Origin of the sequence: Pseudoalteromonas ulvae UL12 (assembly GCF_014925405.1) — a bacterium.
Taxonomy (GTDB): Bacteria; Pseudomonadota; Gammaproteobacteria; order Enterobacterales; family Alteromonadaceae; genus Pseudoalteromonas; species Pseudoalteromonas ulvae.
In genome coordinates this window covers 113,488-126,893 of the sequence record NZ_AQHJ01000033.1, presented here as the reverse complement: position 1 = coordinate 126,893, position 13,406 = coordinate 113,488, and the positions used below count along the sequence as shown (strand labels likewise).

General features: G+C 41.0%; 18 protein-coding genes. 11 read left to right on the top strand and 7 right to left on the bottom strand.

The window, feature by feature from the left end:
• Positions 1-35: 35 nt before the first annotated feature.
• The gene (locus PULV_RS16035) at positions 36-1,121 is read left to right on the top strand and encodes a trypsin-like peptidase domain-containing protein (protein WP_086744136.1); all 1,086 of its coding nucleotides are present in this window, start codon (positions 36-38) and stop codon (positions 1,119-1,121) included.
• A 57-nt stretch (positions 1,122-1,178) separates the two neighbouring features.
• Here PULV_RS16035 and murA read toward each other — a convergent pair whose 3' ends face one another.
• Genes murA through mlaF form a run of 7 tightly spaced genes read right to left on the bottom strand, consistent with a single transcriptional unit; the run spans position 1,179 to position 5,793 of the window.
• Positions 1,179-2,438 carry a UDP-N-acetylglucosamine 1-carboxyvinyltransferase gene (murA, locus tag PULV_RS16030; protein WP_086744135.1) on the bottom strand — a complete coding sequence of 420 codons (1,260 nt, stop codon included), beginning with the start codon at positions 2,436-2,438 and terminating at the stop codon, positions 1,179-1,181.
• A gap of 15 nt (positions 2,439-2,453) precedes the next feature.
• Positions 2,454-2,708, bottom strand: coding sequence for a BolA family protein (locus PULV_RS16025; protein ID WP_086744134.1), 255 nt, complete (start codon positions 2,706-2,708; stop codon positions 2,454-2,456).
• 8 nt (positions 2,709-2,716) lie between these two features.
• Positions 2,717-3,010 carry an STAS domain-containing protein gene (locus PULV_RS16020; protein WP_086744133.1) on the bottom strand — a complete coding sequence of 98 codons (294 nt, stop codon included), beginning with the start codon at positions 3,008-3,010 and terminating at the stop codon, positions 2,717-2,719.
• Entirely contained in the window at positions 2,997-3,680 is a 684-nt protein-coding gene (locus tag PULV_RS16015) for an MlaC/ttg2D family ABC transporter substrate-binding protein (RefSeq protein WP_193332233.1), read from the bottom strand. The genes PULV_RS16020 and PULV_RS16015 overlap by 14 nt, the downstream gene beginning before the upstream one ends.
• A gap of 3 nt (positions 3,681-3,683) precedes the next feature.
• Complete coding sequence (mlaD, locus tag PULV_RS16010) at positions 3,684-4,196, bottom strand: outer membrane lipid asymmetry maintenance protein MlaD (RefSeq protein ID WP_086744131.1); 513 nt, start codon at positions 4,194-4,196, stop codon at positions 3,684-3,686.
• 14 nt (positions 4,197-4,210) lie between these two features.
• Positions 4,211-4,990, bottom strand: coding sequence for a lipid asymmetry maintenance ABC transporter permease subunit MlaE (mlaE, locus tag PULV_RS16005; RefSeq protein WP_086744130.1), 780 nt, complete (start codon positions 4,988-4,990; stop codon positions 4,211-4,213).
• Positions 4,987-5,793: a phospholipid ABC transporter ATP-binding protein MlaF gene (gene mlaF, locus PULV_RS16000; RefSeq protein WP_405127500.1), complete on the bottom strand. Its 807-nt coding sequence runs from the start codon at positions 5,791-5,793 to the stop codon at positions 4,987-4,989. Before mlaF ends, mlaE begins: the two co-directional genes overlap by 4 nt.
• A 173-nt stretch (positions 5,794-5,966) precedes the next feature.
• On the opposite strand from mlaF, the gene PULV_RS15995 reads away from it, so the two are divergent.
• The 10 genes from PULV_RS15995 (at position 5,967) to rapZ (ending at position 13,405) form a co-directional block, all read left to right on the top strand.
• Complete coding sequence (locus PULV_RS15995; RefSeq protein WP_086744128.1) at positions 5,967-6,935, top strand: calcium/sodium antiporter; 969 nt, start codon at positions 5,967-5,969, stop codon at positions 6,933-6,935.
• Positions 6,936-6,944: 9 nt separating this feature from the next.
• Positions 6,945-7,916: a KpsF/GutQ family sugar-phosphate isomerase gene (locus tag PULV_RS15990; protein WP_405127502.1), complete on the top strand. Its 972-nt coding sequence runs from the start codon at positions 6,945-6,947 to the stop codon at positions 7,914-7,916.
• A complete protein-coding gene (kdsC, locus tag PULV_RS15985) occupies positions 7,916-8,467 on the top strand; it encodes a 3-deoxy-manno-octulosonate-8-phosphatase KdsC (RefSeq protein ID WP_086744126.1) in 552 nt (183 codons plus the stop codon). Before PULV_RS15990 ends, kdsC begins: the two co-directional genes overlap by 1 nt.
• A complete protein-coding gene (gene lptC / locus PULV_RS15980; RefSeq protein WP_086744125.1) occupies positions 8,464-9,018 on the top strand; it encodes an LPS export ABC transporter periplasmic protein LptC in 555 nt (184 codons plus the stop codon). The genes kdsC and lptC overlap by 4 nt, the downstream gene beginning before the upstream one ends.
• Positions 9,008-9,508 (top strand): lipopolysaccharide transport periplasmic protein LptA, encoded by a 501-nt coding sequence (gene lptA / locus PULV_RS15975; protein ID WP_086744124.1) that lies wholly within the window; start codon positions 9,008-9,010, stop codon positions 9,506-9,508. The genes lptC and lptA overlap by 11 nt, the downstream gene beginning before the upstream one ends.
• Positions 9,505-10,230 (top strand): LPS export ABC transporter ATP-binding protein, encoded by a 726-nt coding sequence (gene lptB / locus PULV_RS15970; protein ID WP_086744123.1) that lies wholly within the window; start codon positions 9,505-9,507, stop codon positions 10,228-10,230. Before lptA ends, lptB begins: the two co-directional genes overlap by 4 nt.
• A gap of 61 nt (positions 10,231-10,291) precedes the next feature.
• Positions 10,292-11,776 (top strand): RNA polymerase factor sigma-54, encoded by a 1,485-nt coding sequence (locus PULV_RS15965; RefSeq protein WP_086744122.1) that lies wholly within the window; start codon positions 10,292-10,294, stop codon positions 11,774-11,776.
• 25 nt (positions 11,777-11,801) lie between these two features.
• Positions 11,802-12,089, top strand: coding sequence for a ribosome hibernation promoting factor (hpf, locus tag PULV_RS15960; RefSeq protein ID WP_086744121.1), 288 nt, complete (start codon positions 11,802-11,804; stop codon positions 12,087-12,089).
• Positions 12,090-12,091: 2 nt separating this feature from the next.
• Positions 12,092-12,541 carry a PTS IIA-like nitrogen regulatory protein PtsN gene (gene ptsN, locus PULV_RS15955; RefSeq protein WP_086744120.1) on the top strand — a complete coding sequence of 150 codons (450 nt, stop codon included), beginning with the start codon at positions 12,092-12,094 and terminating at the stop codon, positions 12,539-12,541.
• 18 nt (positions 12,542-12,559) lie between these two features.
• Positions 12,560-13,405 (top strand): RNase adapter RapZ, encoded by an 846-nt coding sequence (gene rapZ, locus PULV_RS15950; RefSeq protein WP_086744119.1) that lies wholly within the window; start codon positions 12,560-12,562, stop codon positions 13,403-13,405.
• Position 13,406 lies beyond the last annotated feature (1 nt).

The following is a 13,406-nucleotide window of genomic DNA, read 5'->3' as shown; positions in this document are numbered from 1 at the left end:
AGCCCATAATTTCTTATAAAAATAAACTGACTGCTGTGCTAACAAAAATAAAATTTCTCTTAGTCCCTATTTTCGCAGGCCTTGCGGCAGCGTTTGTCGTATTACTCCTAGTTCCTTCTTTGCGCCCTGTTGAATGGCAGTCGAAAATCAGCATCAATGACTTTAACTCCAATCATTTAAGTTTCGCCACTGCGGTGAAACGCGCCTCACCTGCGGTTGTTACTATTTATTCCGAAGGCTTTACAAACCAGCCACGCTATTTAAGAAGACAAAACACCATTCAAGAACTTGGTTCGGGTGTCATCATGTCTGATAAGGGGTATATTTTAACCAACTACCACGTTATTAATAATGCTGATCAAGTGATTGTTATTTTGACAGATGGCCGACAGTTTACTGATGTACAACTAATTGGCTATGACACTGTAACTGATTTAGCTTTATTAAAAATCGAGGCACAACACCTACCCGTTATTCCCATGGATGATACCTTTACTCCTCAAGTGGGCGACGTTGTTTTAGCGATTGGTAATCCACTCAATCTAGGTCAAACCATTACTCAAGGGATCATCAGCGCCACTGGAAAACAAAATATCTCTCAAAGTGCTCATAACAACCTGTTGCAAATGGATGCAGCGATTAATGTTGGCAATTCAGGAGGTGCTCTGGTCAATTCTAACGGTGTGTTAGTTGGCATAAACTCAGCACAATTTAAAGCACAACGTAATATTGATATCCAAGGTATATTTTTTGCTGTGCCGTATTGGTTAGCCAAAGATGTCATGAATAAGCTAATCAAACACGGTCAGGTGATTAGAGGCTATTTAGGTTTTAATGCCGAACCTGTCGATAACACAGGAAAACGCCTCAGCAATCAACTCACCCCGATGTTTGGGATGCAACTGGTCTCTATCGATCCATTAGGGCCGGCTTGGCAAGCTGGATTAGAAGAAAATGATATTGTTGTAAAAATAGATGGCAAAGCCGTGACAAACTTACAACAAACCTTAGAACAAATAGCCAATACACTCCCTGAGTCTGTTATCAATTTTGATATTTATAGAAATGGCAAACCACATAGTATTGCGGTCAAAGTAGGTAAGCTGGAACCTATTAAATAACAGGATTGAAGGATTGCTAATAAATAAAAAAACCGCCTAGGCGGTTTTTTTATTTGCTTATGCTTTTTTTCGTAAGATATTGGCACCCAGCGCACTGAGTTTATCTTCAATCCGCTGATAGCCGCGATCGACATGATAAATACGATCAACGACCGTCTCACCACTTGCGATAATCCCCGTTAAAATAAGGCTCGCCGATGCTCTTAAATCTGTCGCCATAACTTGCGCACCAGATAAGCTTTGGGTTTCGCCACAATACGCTGTATTTCCTTCTAGGCGAATATTAGCTCCCATTCTTTGTAATTCAGGCACGTGCATAAAACGGTTTTCAAAAATAGTCTCTGTAATCGTTGCACTTCCGTTAGCAACAACGTTTAAAGCAGTGAATTGCGCCTGCATATCGGTTGGAAAACCAGGGTGAGGCATGGTTTTAATATTCACAGCTTTGAGTTCACGCTTGCGCATATCAAGGTAGATAGAGTCTTCTTTGATCTCTAGGTAAGCGTTGGCCGCTTTTAACTTTTCTAACACAGGCTCTAAACTGTGGTGATCTGTATTTAAACACAACACTTCACCTTGGCTCATCGCTGCTGCCACTAAAAACGTACCCGTTTCTATTCTATCTGGTAAAATTTTATGCTCACAACCGGTTAGATGCTCAACGCCTTCAATTTCGATTCGATCAGAGCCGGCCCCTTTTATTTTAGCGCCCATATTAGTTAAATACAGTGCCAAATCAACAATCTCGGGCTCGCGAGCGGCATTTTCTAATATAGTAACACCATCAGCTAACGCTGCTGCCATCATAAGATTTTCAGTCGCTCCGACACTGACTGTATCCATAAAAATCGGAGCCCCAACAAGGCGACCTGGCGATTTTGCATGGATATAACCATTTTCAACACTGATCGTCGCGCCCATTTTCTCTAGACCCGAAATATGCAAATCAACAGGACGAGCACCTATTGCACACCCTCCTGGTAATGAAACTTTTGCCTCGGCAAACCTGGCAAGCAAAGGCCCTAACGCCAAAACTGACGCGCGCATTTGTTTTACAAGCTCATAAGGAGCAACAATTTGGTCAACTGTGCCACCATCAATAATCAGCGTATCTTGTTGCCATGAACAACGCGCGCCCAATTGGCTCAATAAAGCTTCAGTGGTTTGAATATCACGCAACTTAGGCACATTTAGGAAGGTACTTTTACTTGCTGCAAGTAATGAAGCAAATAAGATAGGCAAGGCAGCATTTTTTGCGCCTGAGATAGTCACTTCACCAGCCAGTGAAGTGCCACCTTGAATAATAAATTGGTCCATATTACTGCCCCTAAATTATAGGAACATTAATTTACGTTCACGTTCCCACTCACTCGGAGTGAAAGCACGAATCGAGACTGCATGAATGGTGCCTGCTGCAATTGTTTCCATCAATGGGGCATATACTAATTGCTGCTTTTTAACTCGACTCACCCCTTCAAAACAATCACCAACCGCTATGACCTCATAATGGCTACCATTTGCTTTAACTCGGACATCACTTAAAGATAAGGCGTCTTTTAAAATACTTTCGACTTGACTCGGTTCCATTAGGATATTCACTCAAATAATTGGCTAACCTGAACCAATTGCATCAACCTTTGCAACTGTTCAGGTACATGATGCAGCGATAAATTAATATTTTGCTGCTGTAATTCAGATAAGGTGTGAATTAACCAAGCTAAGCCCGCCGTGTCAACCCTAGAAACGTCTGACAAGTCAAAAATGATACAATTTGACGAAATATCTGGAAATTTTTGCATAAAAGTGAAATTAGCAACGGTTTCAGCACTCAATTCACCTGAAACCACAAACTCTCCAGAAGCCTTTAATTCAAGGTTAAGCTGGGTCATCGCCAGATTTCCCTCTAAATTGGATAGGTAACTTGCTTTTCTTATCGAGTAAATCGATAACATAGTCTAAGCCTTCGGTACGTAAAATACCGTGCAGCTCACTTTGTTTAGCATCTAACAAACTAATGCCTTCAGCGACCATATCAAAAGCACGCCACTGTCCTTGGCTATCTTTTTTAACTTTAAAAGCAATATTAATATCAGGCTTACCTGATTCAATAATTTTAGTGCGGATCATTGCAATCTTGTCATCGCCAATATTCTGAACAGGCTCAAACTCGACTTTTTGCTGGTTATATTGTGTAAAAACACCAGCATATGTTGCGACTAGGTAATTTTTAAATACCTCTATAAATTGACGTAACTTCGCAATTTCTTGCTTCTTCTCTTGCGCGTCTTCAATATTGCGGATTTTTTGAATGTAACTGCCCAACACTTTATATGCCGCATAGTTGTAATCGATATAGGGCAATAATTCTTGCTCAACAACAGCACGTAAATGCTCAGCATCTACTTTAATTTTTTCTTGATCAGCAGAGATACGATTAAATGTGTTTTCTGCAACTTGCTGAACCATCGCATATGGCTCATCCATTTTTACCTTGTTATTTGCGCTTGCACTGGCTGCACTAGAAACAAAGAACAACGCGAGAAGTAATTTTTTTAACATGGTTTATTCACCACCTTGATTGAAAAGGAATTGCCCAATGAGTTCTTCGAGCACTAATGCGGATTTAGTATCCGTAATTGTATCGCCATCTTTTAGCGTACGAAGCTTCTCTTGACCAAACAAATCACCGATATCATCAGCAAAGTCATTATTATTACTGGCCAACACTCCAGGGTTTAGCCCTAAATACTGCTCACCTAAAATTCCTGCAGTCAGGATATTAACCGACGTTGTTTCTGAGAACTGGTTAAACTCACTGGCAATTTTCATATGTACTATTGGGGTGTAATCTTTTGGATCAAGGTTAATTGCTTCAACTCGACCCACCACCACACCACCTACCTTAATTGGTGAGCGAACTTTAAGAGAGCCAATATTATCAAATTTAGCATATAAGCTATATGATTCACCGCCACCACTAATGCCTGCGTTGGCCACTTTCAACGCCAACAAAATAAGCGCTAAAATTCCTAACGATACAAAAAAACCAACTAAAACTTCTATTTTCCGTGACATAAAATTAGTTACCTTTAGCTGCTGAACATTACAGCAGTCAATACAAAATCAAATCCCAATACAGCCAATGAAGATTGGACAACTGTTTCTGTTGTTGCCTTACTTATCCCTTCAGATGTCGGTACACAAAAATACCCTTTATAGAGTGCAATCCAAGTCACGACAAAGGCAAAGACAATACTTTTGATCACACCATTTAAAACATCTTTTTCAAAAGAAACTTGCGCTTGCATAACAGACCAGAAACTTCCTGAATCAATTCCCAACCAATCGACGCCAACGATATGCGCACCCAATATAGCCACGGCTGAAAAAATCAACGCCAGTAAAGGCATGCTTATCATGCCAGCCCAAAAACGTGGAGCTATGATGCGCTTTAACGGATCAATCGCCATCATTTCTAAGCTCGTTAATTGCTCAGTCGCTTTCATTAATCCTATTTCTGCCGTTAATGCACTGCCTGCACGACCGGCAAATAATAAAGCGGTCACTACAGGGCCCAATTCTCGCAGCAGACTAAGCGCCACTAACGGTCCCAAACTTCCTTCAGCACCATAACCCACTAAAACAGTATAACCTTGCAAAGCGAGCACCATGCCAATAAACAACCCAGAAACAACAATAATAATCAGCGATAAAAAACCAACCATGTAGAGTTGTTTTATAAGTAAAGGCGTGCCTTTCTTGACATTTGGTACACTAAATATTGCACCAATCAACATCACCAAAGCTTGGCCAATGGCCGCAAAGCGATCGAGAGTTTGCCGGCCTAAACCTTGCCAAAAGTCAATCATGCCTGCTCTCCTGACAACAATTCACTCATAAATGGCTGCGCTTCAAAATGAAATGGAACGGGCCCATCGCTCATTCCACCAAGAAACTGCTGAACTAAAGCTGAATCATGATTGCGCATTTCTTCAGGTGACCCTTCACCTATCACGCCTTTATCAGCCACAATCACAACGTGATCTGCAATACTCATGACTTCTGCAACATCGTGAGTCACGACCAGCGAGGTGATACCCAAGACCTCATTGAGTGATTTAATCAATTTAACAAGCACCCCCATCGAAATAGGATCCTGACCTGCAAAAGGCTCATCATACATAATCAATTCAGGATCGAGCGCAATAGCGCGAGCCAAAGCCGCTCTTCGGGCCATACCACCTGATAGCTCCGATGGCATCAAATCTTTTGCACCACGCAAACCCACCGCTTCTAATTTCATTAAAACAATGATGCGTATTAATTCTTCACTTAAGTTGGTGTGTTCTCGAATAGGGAAGGCAATATTGTCAAATACAGACATATCCGTGAACAAAGCCCCGCTTTGAAAGAGCATGCTCATTTTTTTACGAGCTTGATACAATTCTTTACGGGACATTTTTGGAATACTTTGATTCTGAAAGAGGATATCTCCAGCATCGGGTTTAAGTTGACCACCAATCAAACGAAGCATAGTTGTTTTACCAATACCGCTTGGGCCCATAATCGCTGTGATTTTGCCTTTAGGTACAGTGAAACTCATATTTTTATAAATCAAACGCTCACCACGAGAAAAGGATAACTCTTTGATTTCAACTAAGTTGTTTGACAAGCCACACTCCAAATCCATTAACTAGTAAGTTATTTTATGCTTTTTCAGATGCAAAAGGATAAATAAAAACGTAAAAATTTGTAATAAACCGCTGTGATACTAGTATTTTTTTATACATTTAGTACGGTCTTTGTTACTATTCGCGATCAGAAATTTCTTATTTGGTTTTAATAATGTTGCTGTCTTTTGTCATTTTGGTGTTGGGGTTTGCAGCCCTTGTTTGGAGCGCAGATCGCTTCGTTTTTGGTGCTGCTGCATTAGCGAAAAATTTCGGAGTCCCGACCCTTATCGTTGGTTTGACGATTGTCGCTATGGGCTCTTCAGCGCCTGAAATGATGGTGTCTGCTTCTGCAGCACTGGCAGGAAAGACCGACACTGCAGTTGGCAATGCTGTGGGTTCGAATATCACCAACATCTTACTTGTCCTTGGTTTAACCGCACTACTTAAACCTTTAAGTGTCTCATCTGGCATCCTCAAACGTGAGATGCCAATCCTGATTCTTGTGTCTGTTGGTGCGTGGTATATTTTTTCTGATAATTATTTTTCCGCTCTCGAAGGCTACGCGCTATTAATCGCTTTTGTTATTTTCATTGGCGGCCTGATTTTTATTTCCACTCGCCAAAGCGAAATTGATGATCCGCTGGTCGCTGAAGCTTGTGAAGATGTCCCTCAAGATGTGAGCAATCTTTCTGCAATTGCTTGGCTTGTGGTTGGTATTATTATGCTCCCAATTAGCTCCCACTTTTTAATTGAGTCCGCAGTCGATATTGCTAAATACTTTGGTTTAAGTGATTTAGTCATCGGCTTAACCATTATTGCTATCGGCACCAGCTTACCTGAGCTAGCGGCTTGTATTGCTGGAATACTAAAGGGGGAAGATGATTTAGCGTTAGGAAATATCATTGGCTCTAATATTTTCAATATATTGGCTGTATTATCCCTTGCAGGCATCATTAATCCTTCAATAATTGACCCAGCAGCTGCCAATAGAGATGCCATTATCATGTTACTGGCGACGTTTGCACTGGTCGCTATGAGCTTAAGCATTCGAGGCACACGCCGCATCAATCGTGCTGAAGGCGCAATTCTTGTGATAAGTTTTGCCGCCTATCAATATTTCATTTTTTCTCAAGTTGCGTAAAGGCACTAAATCATGGCTGCAGAATTTATCGCCTGCGCGCAGCGGGTACTCAAAATTGAACAACAAGCAATTGAGCAATTAGCACAATATTTAAACGCTGATTTTGAACAAGCATGTGAAATAATGTTCAAATGCACGGGCCGCATTATTGTTGTCGGTATGGGCAAGTCGGGTCACATTGGCAACAAAATCGCGGCAACCCTTGCTAGCACAGGTAGCCCTGCATTTTTTGTTCACCCTGGGGAAGCAAGCCATGGTGATTTAGGTATGATCACTAAAGAAGATGTGGTTTTACTGATTTCAAATTCAGGCGAGACAAACGAGATACTCAGCATAGTACCAGTAATCAAACGATTAGGCGCCTCAATGATTGCCATGACAGGCAATACGACCTCTTCACTCGCCAAGCTTGCTAACGTACACATTTGCATCAAAGTTGAACAAGAGGCCTGCCCTTTAGGTTTAGCGCCAACAGCGAGCACAACTGCAACATTAGTGATGGGCGATGCCCTTGCTGTTGCATTGCTTGAAGCGAGAGGGTTTACTGCTGATGACTTTGCACTTTCACACCCTGGTGGCAGTTTAGGCCGACGTCTATTATTGACCGTAAAAGATATTATGCATGCAGGCGATAGCCTACCTGTGGTCAATGAGCATGATATTATTCGAAATGCATTACTAGAAATTTCAGCCAAAGGGCTCGGCATGACCGCAATCGTTAATACTCAGGGTGAATTGACTGGGTTATTTACCGATGGTGACTTACGCCGTATTTTAGAACAAAGAATAGATATTCATACCACTGAAATCTCGACCGTAATGACCAAACGGTGCACCACCGTATATCAGGATATACTCGCAGCAGAAGCACTTAATATTCTTGAACAAAAACGCATCAATGGCCTATTAGTGATTGATAACTGCAATCGACCTATTGGCGCATTTAATATGCAAGACCTACTCAAAGCTGGGGTGATTTAATGACTTTTGATCAGCTGTACCAACCCATAAGTTCAGACGTATTCAATAAAGCATCACACGTTAAACTCTTAATTTGTGATATTGATGGCGTATTCTCTGATGGCCGTATTTACCTAGGCAATCAAGGCGAAGAGCTCAAAGCCTTTAACACCAAAGATGGTTTTGGCATTAAATCACTGATAAACAGTGGCGTTGCAGTAGCTGTTATTACTGGCAGACAATCGACTATTGTCGAGCAGAGAATGAAAAGCCTCACAGTTCCTTACATCTACCAAGGCCAAGAAGATAAAATTGTTGCTTATGAAGATTTAAAAGCACGGTTAAACCTTACTGATGGCCAAATCGCCTATATTGGTGATGATAGTCCCGATTTACCAGTCATGGAAAAAGTTGGCTTTTCTGTTGCGGTGCAAGATGCCCACCCGCTCGTTAAATACCAATCTGACTATACCACCTTACTTCCTGGTGGATTTGGGGCTGTTAGGGAGCTCACCGACTTATTGATGCTTAGTCAAGGCATTAGCTTAGGTGTAAAAGGAACCAGCGCATGAATTCGGCTCGCCTAATCATTAGTGTCTTATTTTTAGTCCTAATGACGTGGCTTTGGTATCCATATTTTACTCAGCCGCAACAAAAACAAACACACAAAAAAGCACAGGTAGCCACACCTGATTACATTGCCACTGAACTTAGGCAAACAGTGTTTGATATTAATGGCAAAATTAGTCATAAAGTTGCAGCCACTAAGATGGAACAATATCAAGAGTTAGGGTTTACTCACTTTAGCCTGCCTATTTTCACGCTTTATTCAGAAAAAGGGGTCTGGACAATCAACGCCTCTGAAGCAACACTCTACGATAGTAAAATACTCATATTGGAAGGGAATGTTGAGGCAATTAATTTAGATAAAACCGCCATGCTACAAACAATACAAGCCGACTATTTTGAAGTGGATATTAATCAATCGACCATGAATTCAGAGCGGCCAGTGACCATTACAGGACCGAATATCTTAATCAAAGGTAAAGGACTAATCGCTAACTTTGAAACCGAAGTTATTGAACTCATTAACCATACACAGACCATTTATTATGACCAATAAAATCATACTCATGCTTACATTGTTGGGTGTGAGCTTGTTTACTCAAGCCGCACAACCTAATTCAAAAGTAATCATTGATGCAGACAACCAAAAAGCAGATATAAAACGAAATGTGATTATATTTGATAAAAACGTTGAAATTACCCATGACAAACGAAAAATTAAAGCTGATTTTTTAGAGGCTTACCGCAGAGCTGAGCTAGGAGAAAATAAACAACTGCTTGTCGCTAAAGGCAACCCAGCATCCTACGTTGAAACACTTGAAGATGGCACAGTGATCACCGCAAGTGCAAATGAAATCAGCTACGATGTCGCTACTGAAATATTACTTATCTCAGGTAATGCAACCATCACTCAAAGCGGCCAAAAAATGAGTGCAGAAAAAATCACCTATGACATAAAACAGCAGCTCATTAGTGCCGTCAAAGACGAAAACTCCTCACAACGCGTTCGCACTATTTTAACGCCGTCTGAAAAGGATAAAAAATGACCACTCTCAACGCCAAGCAACTTGCCAAAAGTTATAATGGCCGACAAGTGGTCAAAAACGTAGGGCTAAGCGTTAAAGCTGGCAGCATTGTCGGATTACTTGGTCCCAATGGTGCTGGAAAAACCACCACTTTTTATATGATCGTTGGTTTAGTTCCTAGTGATAAAGGCTTGATTACAATCGATGAAGAAGATATCACTTTACTTCCCATGCATAGCCGAGCAAGAATGGGCATAGGTTACTTGCCACAAGAGTCCTCTATATTCAGGAAGTTAACTGTTTATCAAAACATCATGGCTATTTTGGAAACACGTAAAGAACTCAACAGAGCGCAACGAGAAGAACAACTCGATAACCTATTAGAAGAATTTAATATCTGTCATATTCGAGATAGCCAAGGCATGGCTTTATCTGGTGGAGAACGCCGTCGTGTTGAAATTGCACGCGCGCTGGCCGCTAACCCTAAGTTTATCTTGCTCGATGAGCCCTTTGCCGGTGTCGATCCGATATCAGTGATAGATATAAAGAAAATTATTCGTCATTTAAAAAATCGTGGCATTGGTGTGTTAATTACAGACCATAATGTAAGGGAAACTTTAGATGTTTGTGAAACAGCTTACATTGTTTCTCACGGTGAGTTAATCGCAACGGGTACTCCTAAAGAGGTACTTGAAAACCAAAAAGTACGTGATGTTTACCTAGGTGAACAATTCAAGCTATAGTTAATTTACTTCATAACTAAGTGCCATTTATTTTAATAACCAAAAGGATTGTTAGACGTAAATGAGGCAATCATTACAACTTCGTCTTGGGCAACAACTTACAATGACCCCACAGTTACAACAAGCAATCCGCTTGTTGCAACTGAGTACTTTAGATTTACAACAAGAAATTCAAGAAGCACTTGATAGCAACCCTCTGCTTGAAGTTGAAGAAGCAGAATATGGCAATGACAATAACAACGATTCAGCCGACTCCCAAAAAGACTCTTCTGACGATCATGAACACACCGCTGAAGTTGAAATAGAATCATCAGATGCATTAAATAAAGACTCCCTTACTGACGAACTCCCCATGGATGTTGGTTGGGATGAATATGTCAGCGCCGGACCCTCTACGTCATCCTCAGGTCCCGCTCCCGACAACGACACTTTATACCAAGGCAGCACATCTGAATCACTGCAAGACTACCTCATGTGGCAACTTCGTTTAACGCCTTTTAGCCCAACAGATGAAGCCATTGCCACAGCGATTGTTGAAGCAATCAATGATCAAGGCTACTTAACCTTATCAACAGAAGATATCTGTGAAAGCATTGGAGAAGGCAGTGATGGCCTTGCTGTAGAGTTAGATGAGGTAGAAGCCGTATTAAAACGTATTCAAGTCTTTGATCCTATCGGTATCGCCGCGCGGGATTTTCCAGAATGCCTGTTAATTCAACTCAATCAGTTTGATAAAAGCACCCCTTGGTTGTCGCACACTAAAGAAATTGTAAAAGAACACATTGAACTTTTAGCTTCTCGCGACTATCGAACCTTAATGAAGAAAACCAAGCTTAAGGAAAATGAGCTAAAAGAAGTCATGGCACTGATTCATAGCCTCAATCCAAAGCCTGCAGATAGCATCAATACCGAGCAACCAGAATATGTTATTCCTGATGTGTCTGTAAAAAAAATAAAAGGTCGTTGGGTGGTTGAGCTAAACTCAGAAAGCATGCCAAAAATCAGAGTAAATGATCAATATGCTGCAATGAGCCGTTCTGTTAAATCGAGCGAAGACAGTCAGTTTATTCGCTCACATTTACAAGAAGCTAAATGGTTTATTAAGAGTTTAGAAAGTCGCAATGATACTCTTTTAAAAGTATCAAACTGCATCGTTCAGCAACAACAAGCTTTTTTTGAACATGGCGATGAAGCGATGAAACCTATGGTACTCAATGATGTTGCTGAAATGGTCGAAATGCACGAGTCTACGATTTCACGTGTCACGACTCAAAAATTCATGCATACGCCACGTGGTATCTATGAATTAAAATTTTTCTTTTCAAGCCATGTCAGTACAGAGAATGGTGGAGAATGCTCATCAACGGCTATTCGAGCATTAATTAAAAAGCTAATCGCTGCAGAAAATCAGGCTAAACCTTTGAGTGATAGTAAAATTGCAGATATATTGGCAGAGCAAGGAATACAAGTGGCGAGACGCACGATAGCAAAATATCGTGAATCTCTCTCTATCCCCCCGTCAAATCAGAGAAAACGTTTGATCTGAGACGTAAAATAGAAGGAAAATGCTTATGCAACTAAATTTAACTGGTCGTCACGTAGAAATAACAGATCCTTTAAGAGACTATGTCACTAACAAATTTGCTAAGCTCGAAAGGCACTTTGATCATATAAATAACGTTCATGTTATTTTGGATATCGAGAAATTAGTCCAAAAAGCAGAAGCAACTCTCCATGTCACCGGTGGTGAATTATTTGCAACGTCCGAGCATCAAGATATGTATGCTGCAATCGATGGCTTGATTGATAAATTAGATCGCCAAGTAATTAAACATAAAGAGAAACTTTCACGCCATTAATCATGAAACTAAATTCTTTTATTTCCAAGGACTGCACCAAAGCCGCAGTCCTTTTTCATAGCAAAAAGCGAATTTTAGAGCATATTAGCTTTGTTGCTCACCAGCAACGCCCCGACTTTTCTGAGCAAGAAATCCTTGGCGCGTTATTGAATCGTGAAAAACTTGGTAGCACAGGCATCGGGCGTGGTATCGCTATACCCCATGGCCGATTAGCTGGACTCGATAAAAGCCTGGCTATTTTAATCGTCAACCAAGAGGCGATTGAATTTGATGCAATAGATAATAAACCTGTCGATATTTTTGTGGCACTGCTCGTACCTGAAGACGAATGTCAAGCTCACCTAAAGACGCTCGCTGCGATAGCTGATAAACTAAAGGACAAGTTATTTTGCAAACAATTACGTCATGCGACTTGCGATGAAGAACTCTACGCGATAATCGATGCAGCGTAATCATCAAGGAGATGTACCGTGCAACTTATTATTATCAGTGGCCGCTCAGGATCAGGAAAATCTGTAGCGTTAAGAGTACTTGAAGATCTTGGCTACTATGCTGTCGATAATATCCCAGTCAACTTACTTCCCTCCCTCGTACGCAGTGTATCTGATAGTTACGATAAGATAGCGGTGAGTATAGACGTACGGAACTTGCCTAAAGATCAGCAAGAGTTTAATGAGATTCTTGAGTATTTACCTGAATTTGCCAACTCATCATTATTTTATCTTGATAGTGACGATCACACACTCATTCGTCGATTCTCTGAAACCAGACGACTACATCCATTATCAATGAATGCACAACCGCTCGATTCTGCCATTAAACAAGAAAAAGTACTGCTTGATGTCGTGGTCAGCCGTGCCGATGTCATAATCGATACAACCGATTTAAGCGTCCATCAATTAGCCGAGTCGATACGCGAGCGTGTGTTAGGCAAAAAAGACAATCAACTTATTATTACGTTTGAATCGTTTGGCTTTAAACATGGTATTCCTAAAAATGCAGATTATGTATTTGACGCCCGGTTTCTGCCGAATCCGCATTGGGAGCCTGAACTAAAACCATTAACAGGCTTAGATCAACCCGTAAAAGATTATTTAGCCAGCCATAGCATAGTGCAAAAATTCACTTGGCAAATCCAAACTTTTTTACAAACGTGGTTACCGCATCTAGAACGAAATAACCGTAGCTATTTAACCATTGCGATTGGCTGTACCGGTGGTCAGCACCGTTCAGTTTATTTAGCCCAAACTCTTGCCGATAGCTTCAGTCGCAGCCACAAAAATGTCAAAGTCCATCATCGCGAACAAGAAAAATAAC

Coding starts and splice junctions, on each gene's coding strand:
- mlaD (WP_086744131.1), bottom strand. CDS start 4,196: ATGTCACGGAAAATAGAAGTTTTAGTTGGTTTTTTTGTATCGTTAGGA.
- PULV_RS16015 (WP_193332233.1), bottom strand. CDS start 3,680: ATGTTAAAAAAATTACTTCTCGCGTTGTTCTTTGTTTCTAGTGCAGCC.
- hpf (WP_086744121.1), top strand. CDS start 11,802: ATGCAACTAAATTTAACTGGTCGTCACGTAGAAATAACAGATCCTTTA.
- PULV_RS16025 (WP_086744134.1), bottom strand. CDS start 2,708: ATGGAACCGAGTCAAGTCGAAAGTATTTTAAAAGACGCCTTATCTTTA.
- PULV_RS15995 (WP_086744128.1), top strand. CDS start 5,967: ATGTTGCTGTCTTTTGTCATTTTGGTGTTGGGGTTTGCAGCCCTTGTT.
- lptA (WP_086744124.1), top strand. CDS start 9,008: ATGACCAATAAAATCATACTCATGCTTACATTGTTGGGTGTGAGCTTG.
- kdsC (WP_086744126.1), top strand. CDS start 7,916: ATGACTTTTGATCAGCTGTACCAACCCATAAGTTCAGACGTATTCAAT.
- ptsN (WP_086744120.1), top strand. CDS start 12,092: ATGAAACTAAATTCTTTTATTTCCAAGGACTGCACCAAAGCCGCAGTC.
- lptC (WP_086744125.1), top strand. CDS start 8,464: ATGAATTCGGCTCGCCTAATCATTAGTGTCTTATTTTTAGTCCTAATG.
- lptB (WP_086744123.1), top strand. CDS start 9,505: ATGACCACTCTCAACGCCAAGCAACTTGCCAAAAGTTATAATGGCCGA.
- murA (WP_086744135.1), bottom strand. CDS start 2,438: ATGGACCAATTTATTATTCAAGGTGGCACTTCACTGGCTGGTGAAGTG.
- PULV_RS15965 (WP_086744122.1), top strand. CDS start 10,292: ATGAGGCAATCATTACAACTTCGTCTTGGGCAACAACTTACAATGACC.
- mlaE (WP_086744130.1), bottom strand. CDS start 4,990: ATGATTGACTTTTGGCAAGGTTTAGGCCGGCAAACTCTCGATCGCTTT.
- PULV_RS16020 (WP_086744133.1), bottom strand. CDS start 3,010: ATGACCCAGCTTAACCTTGAATTAAAGGCTTCTGGAGAGTTTGTGGTT.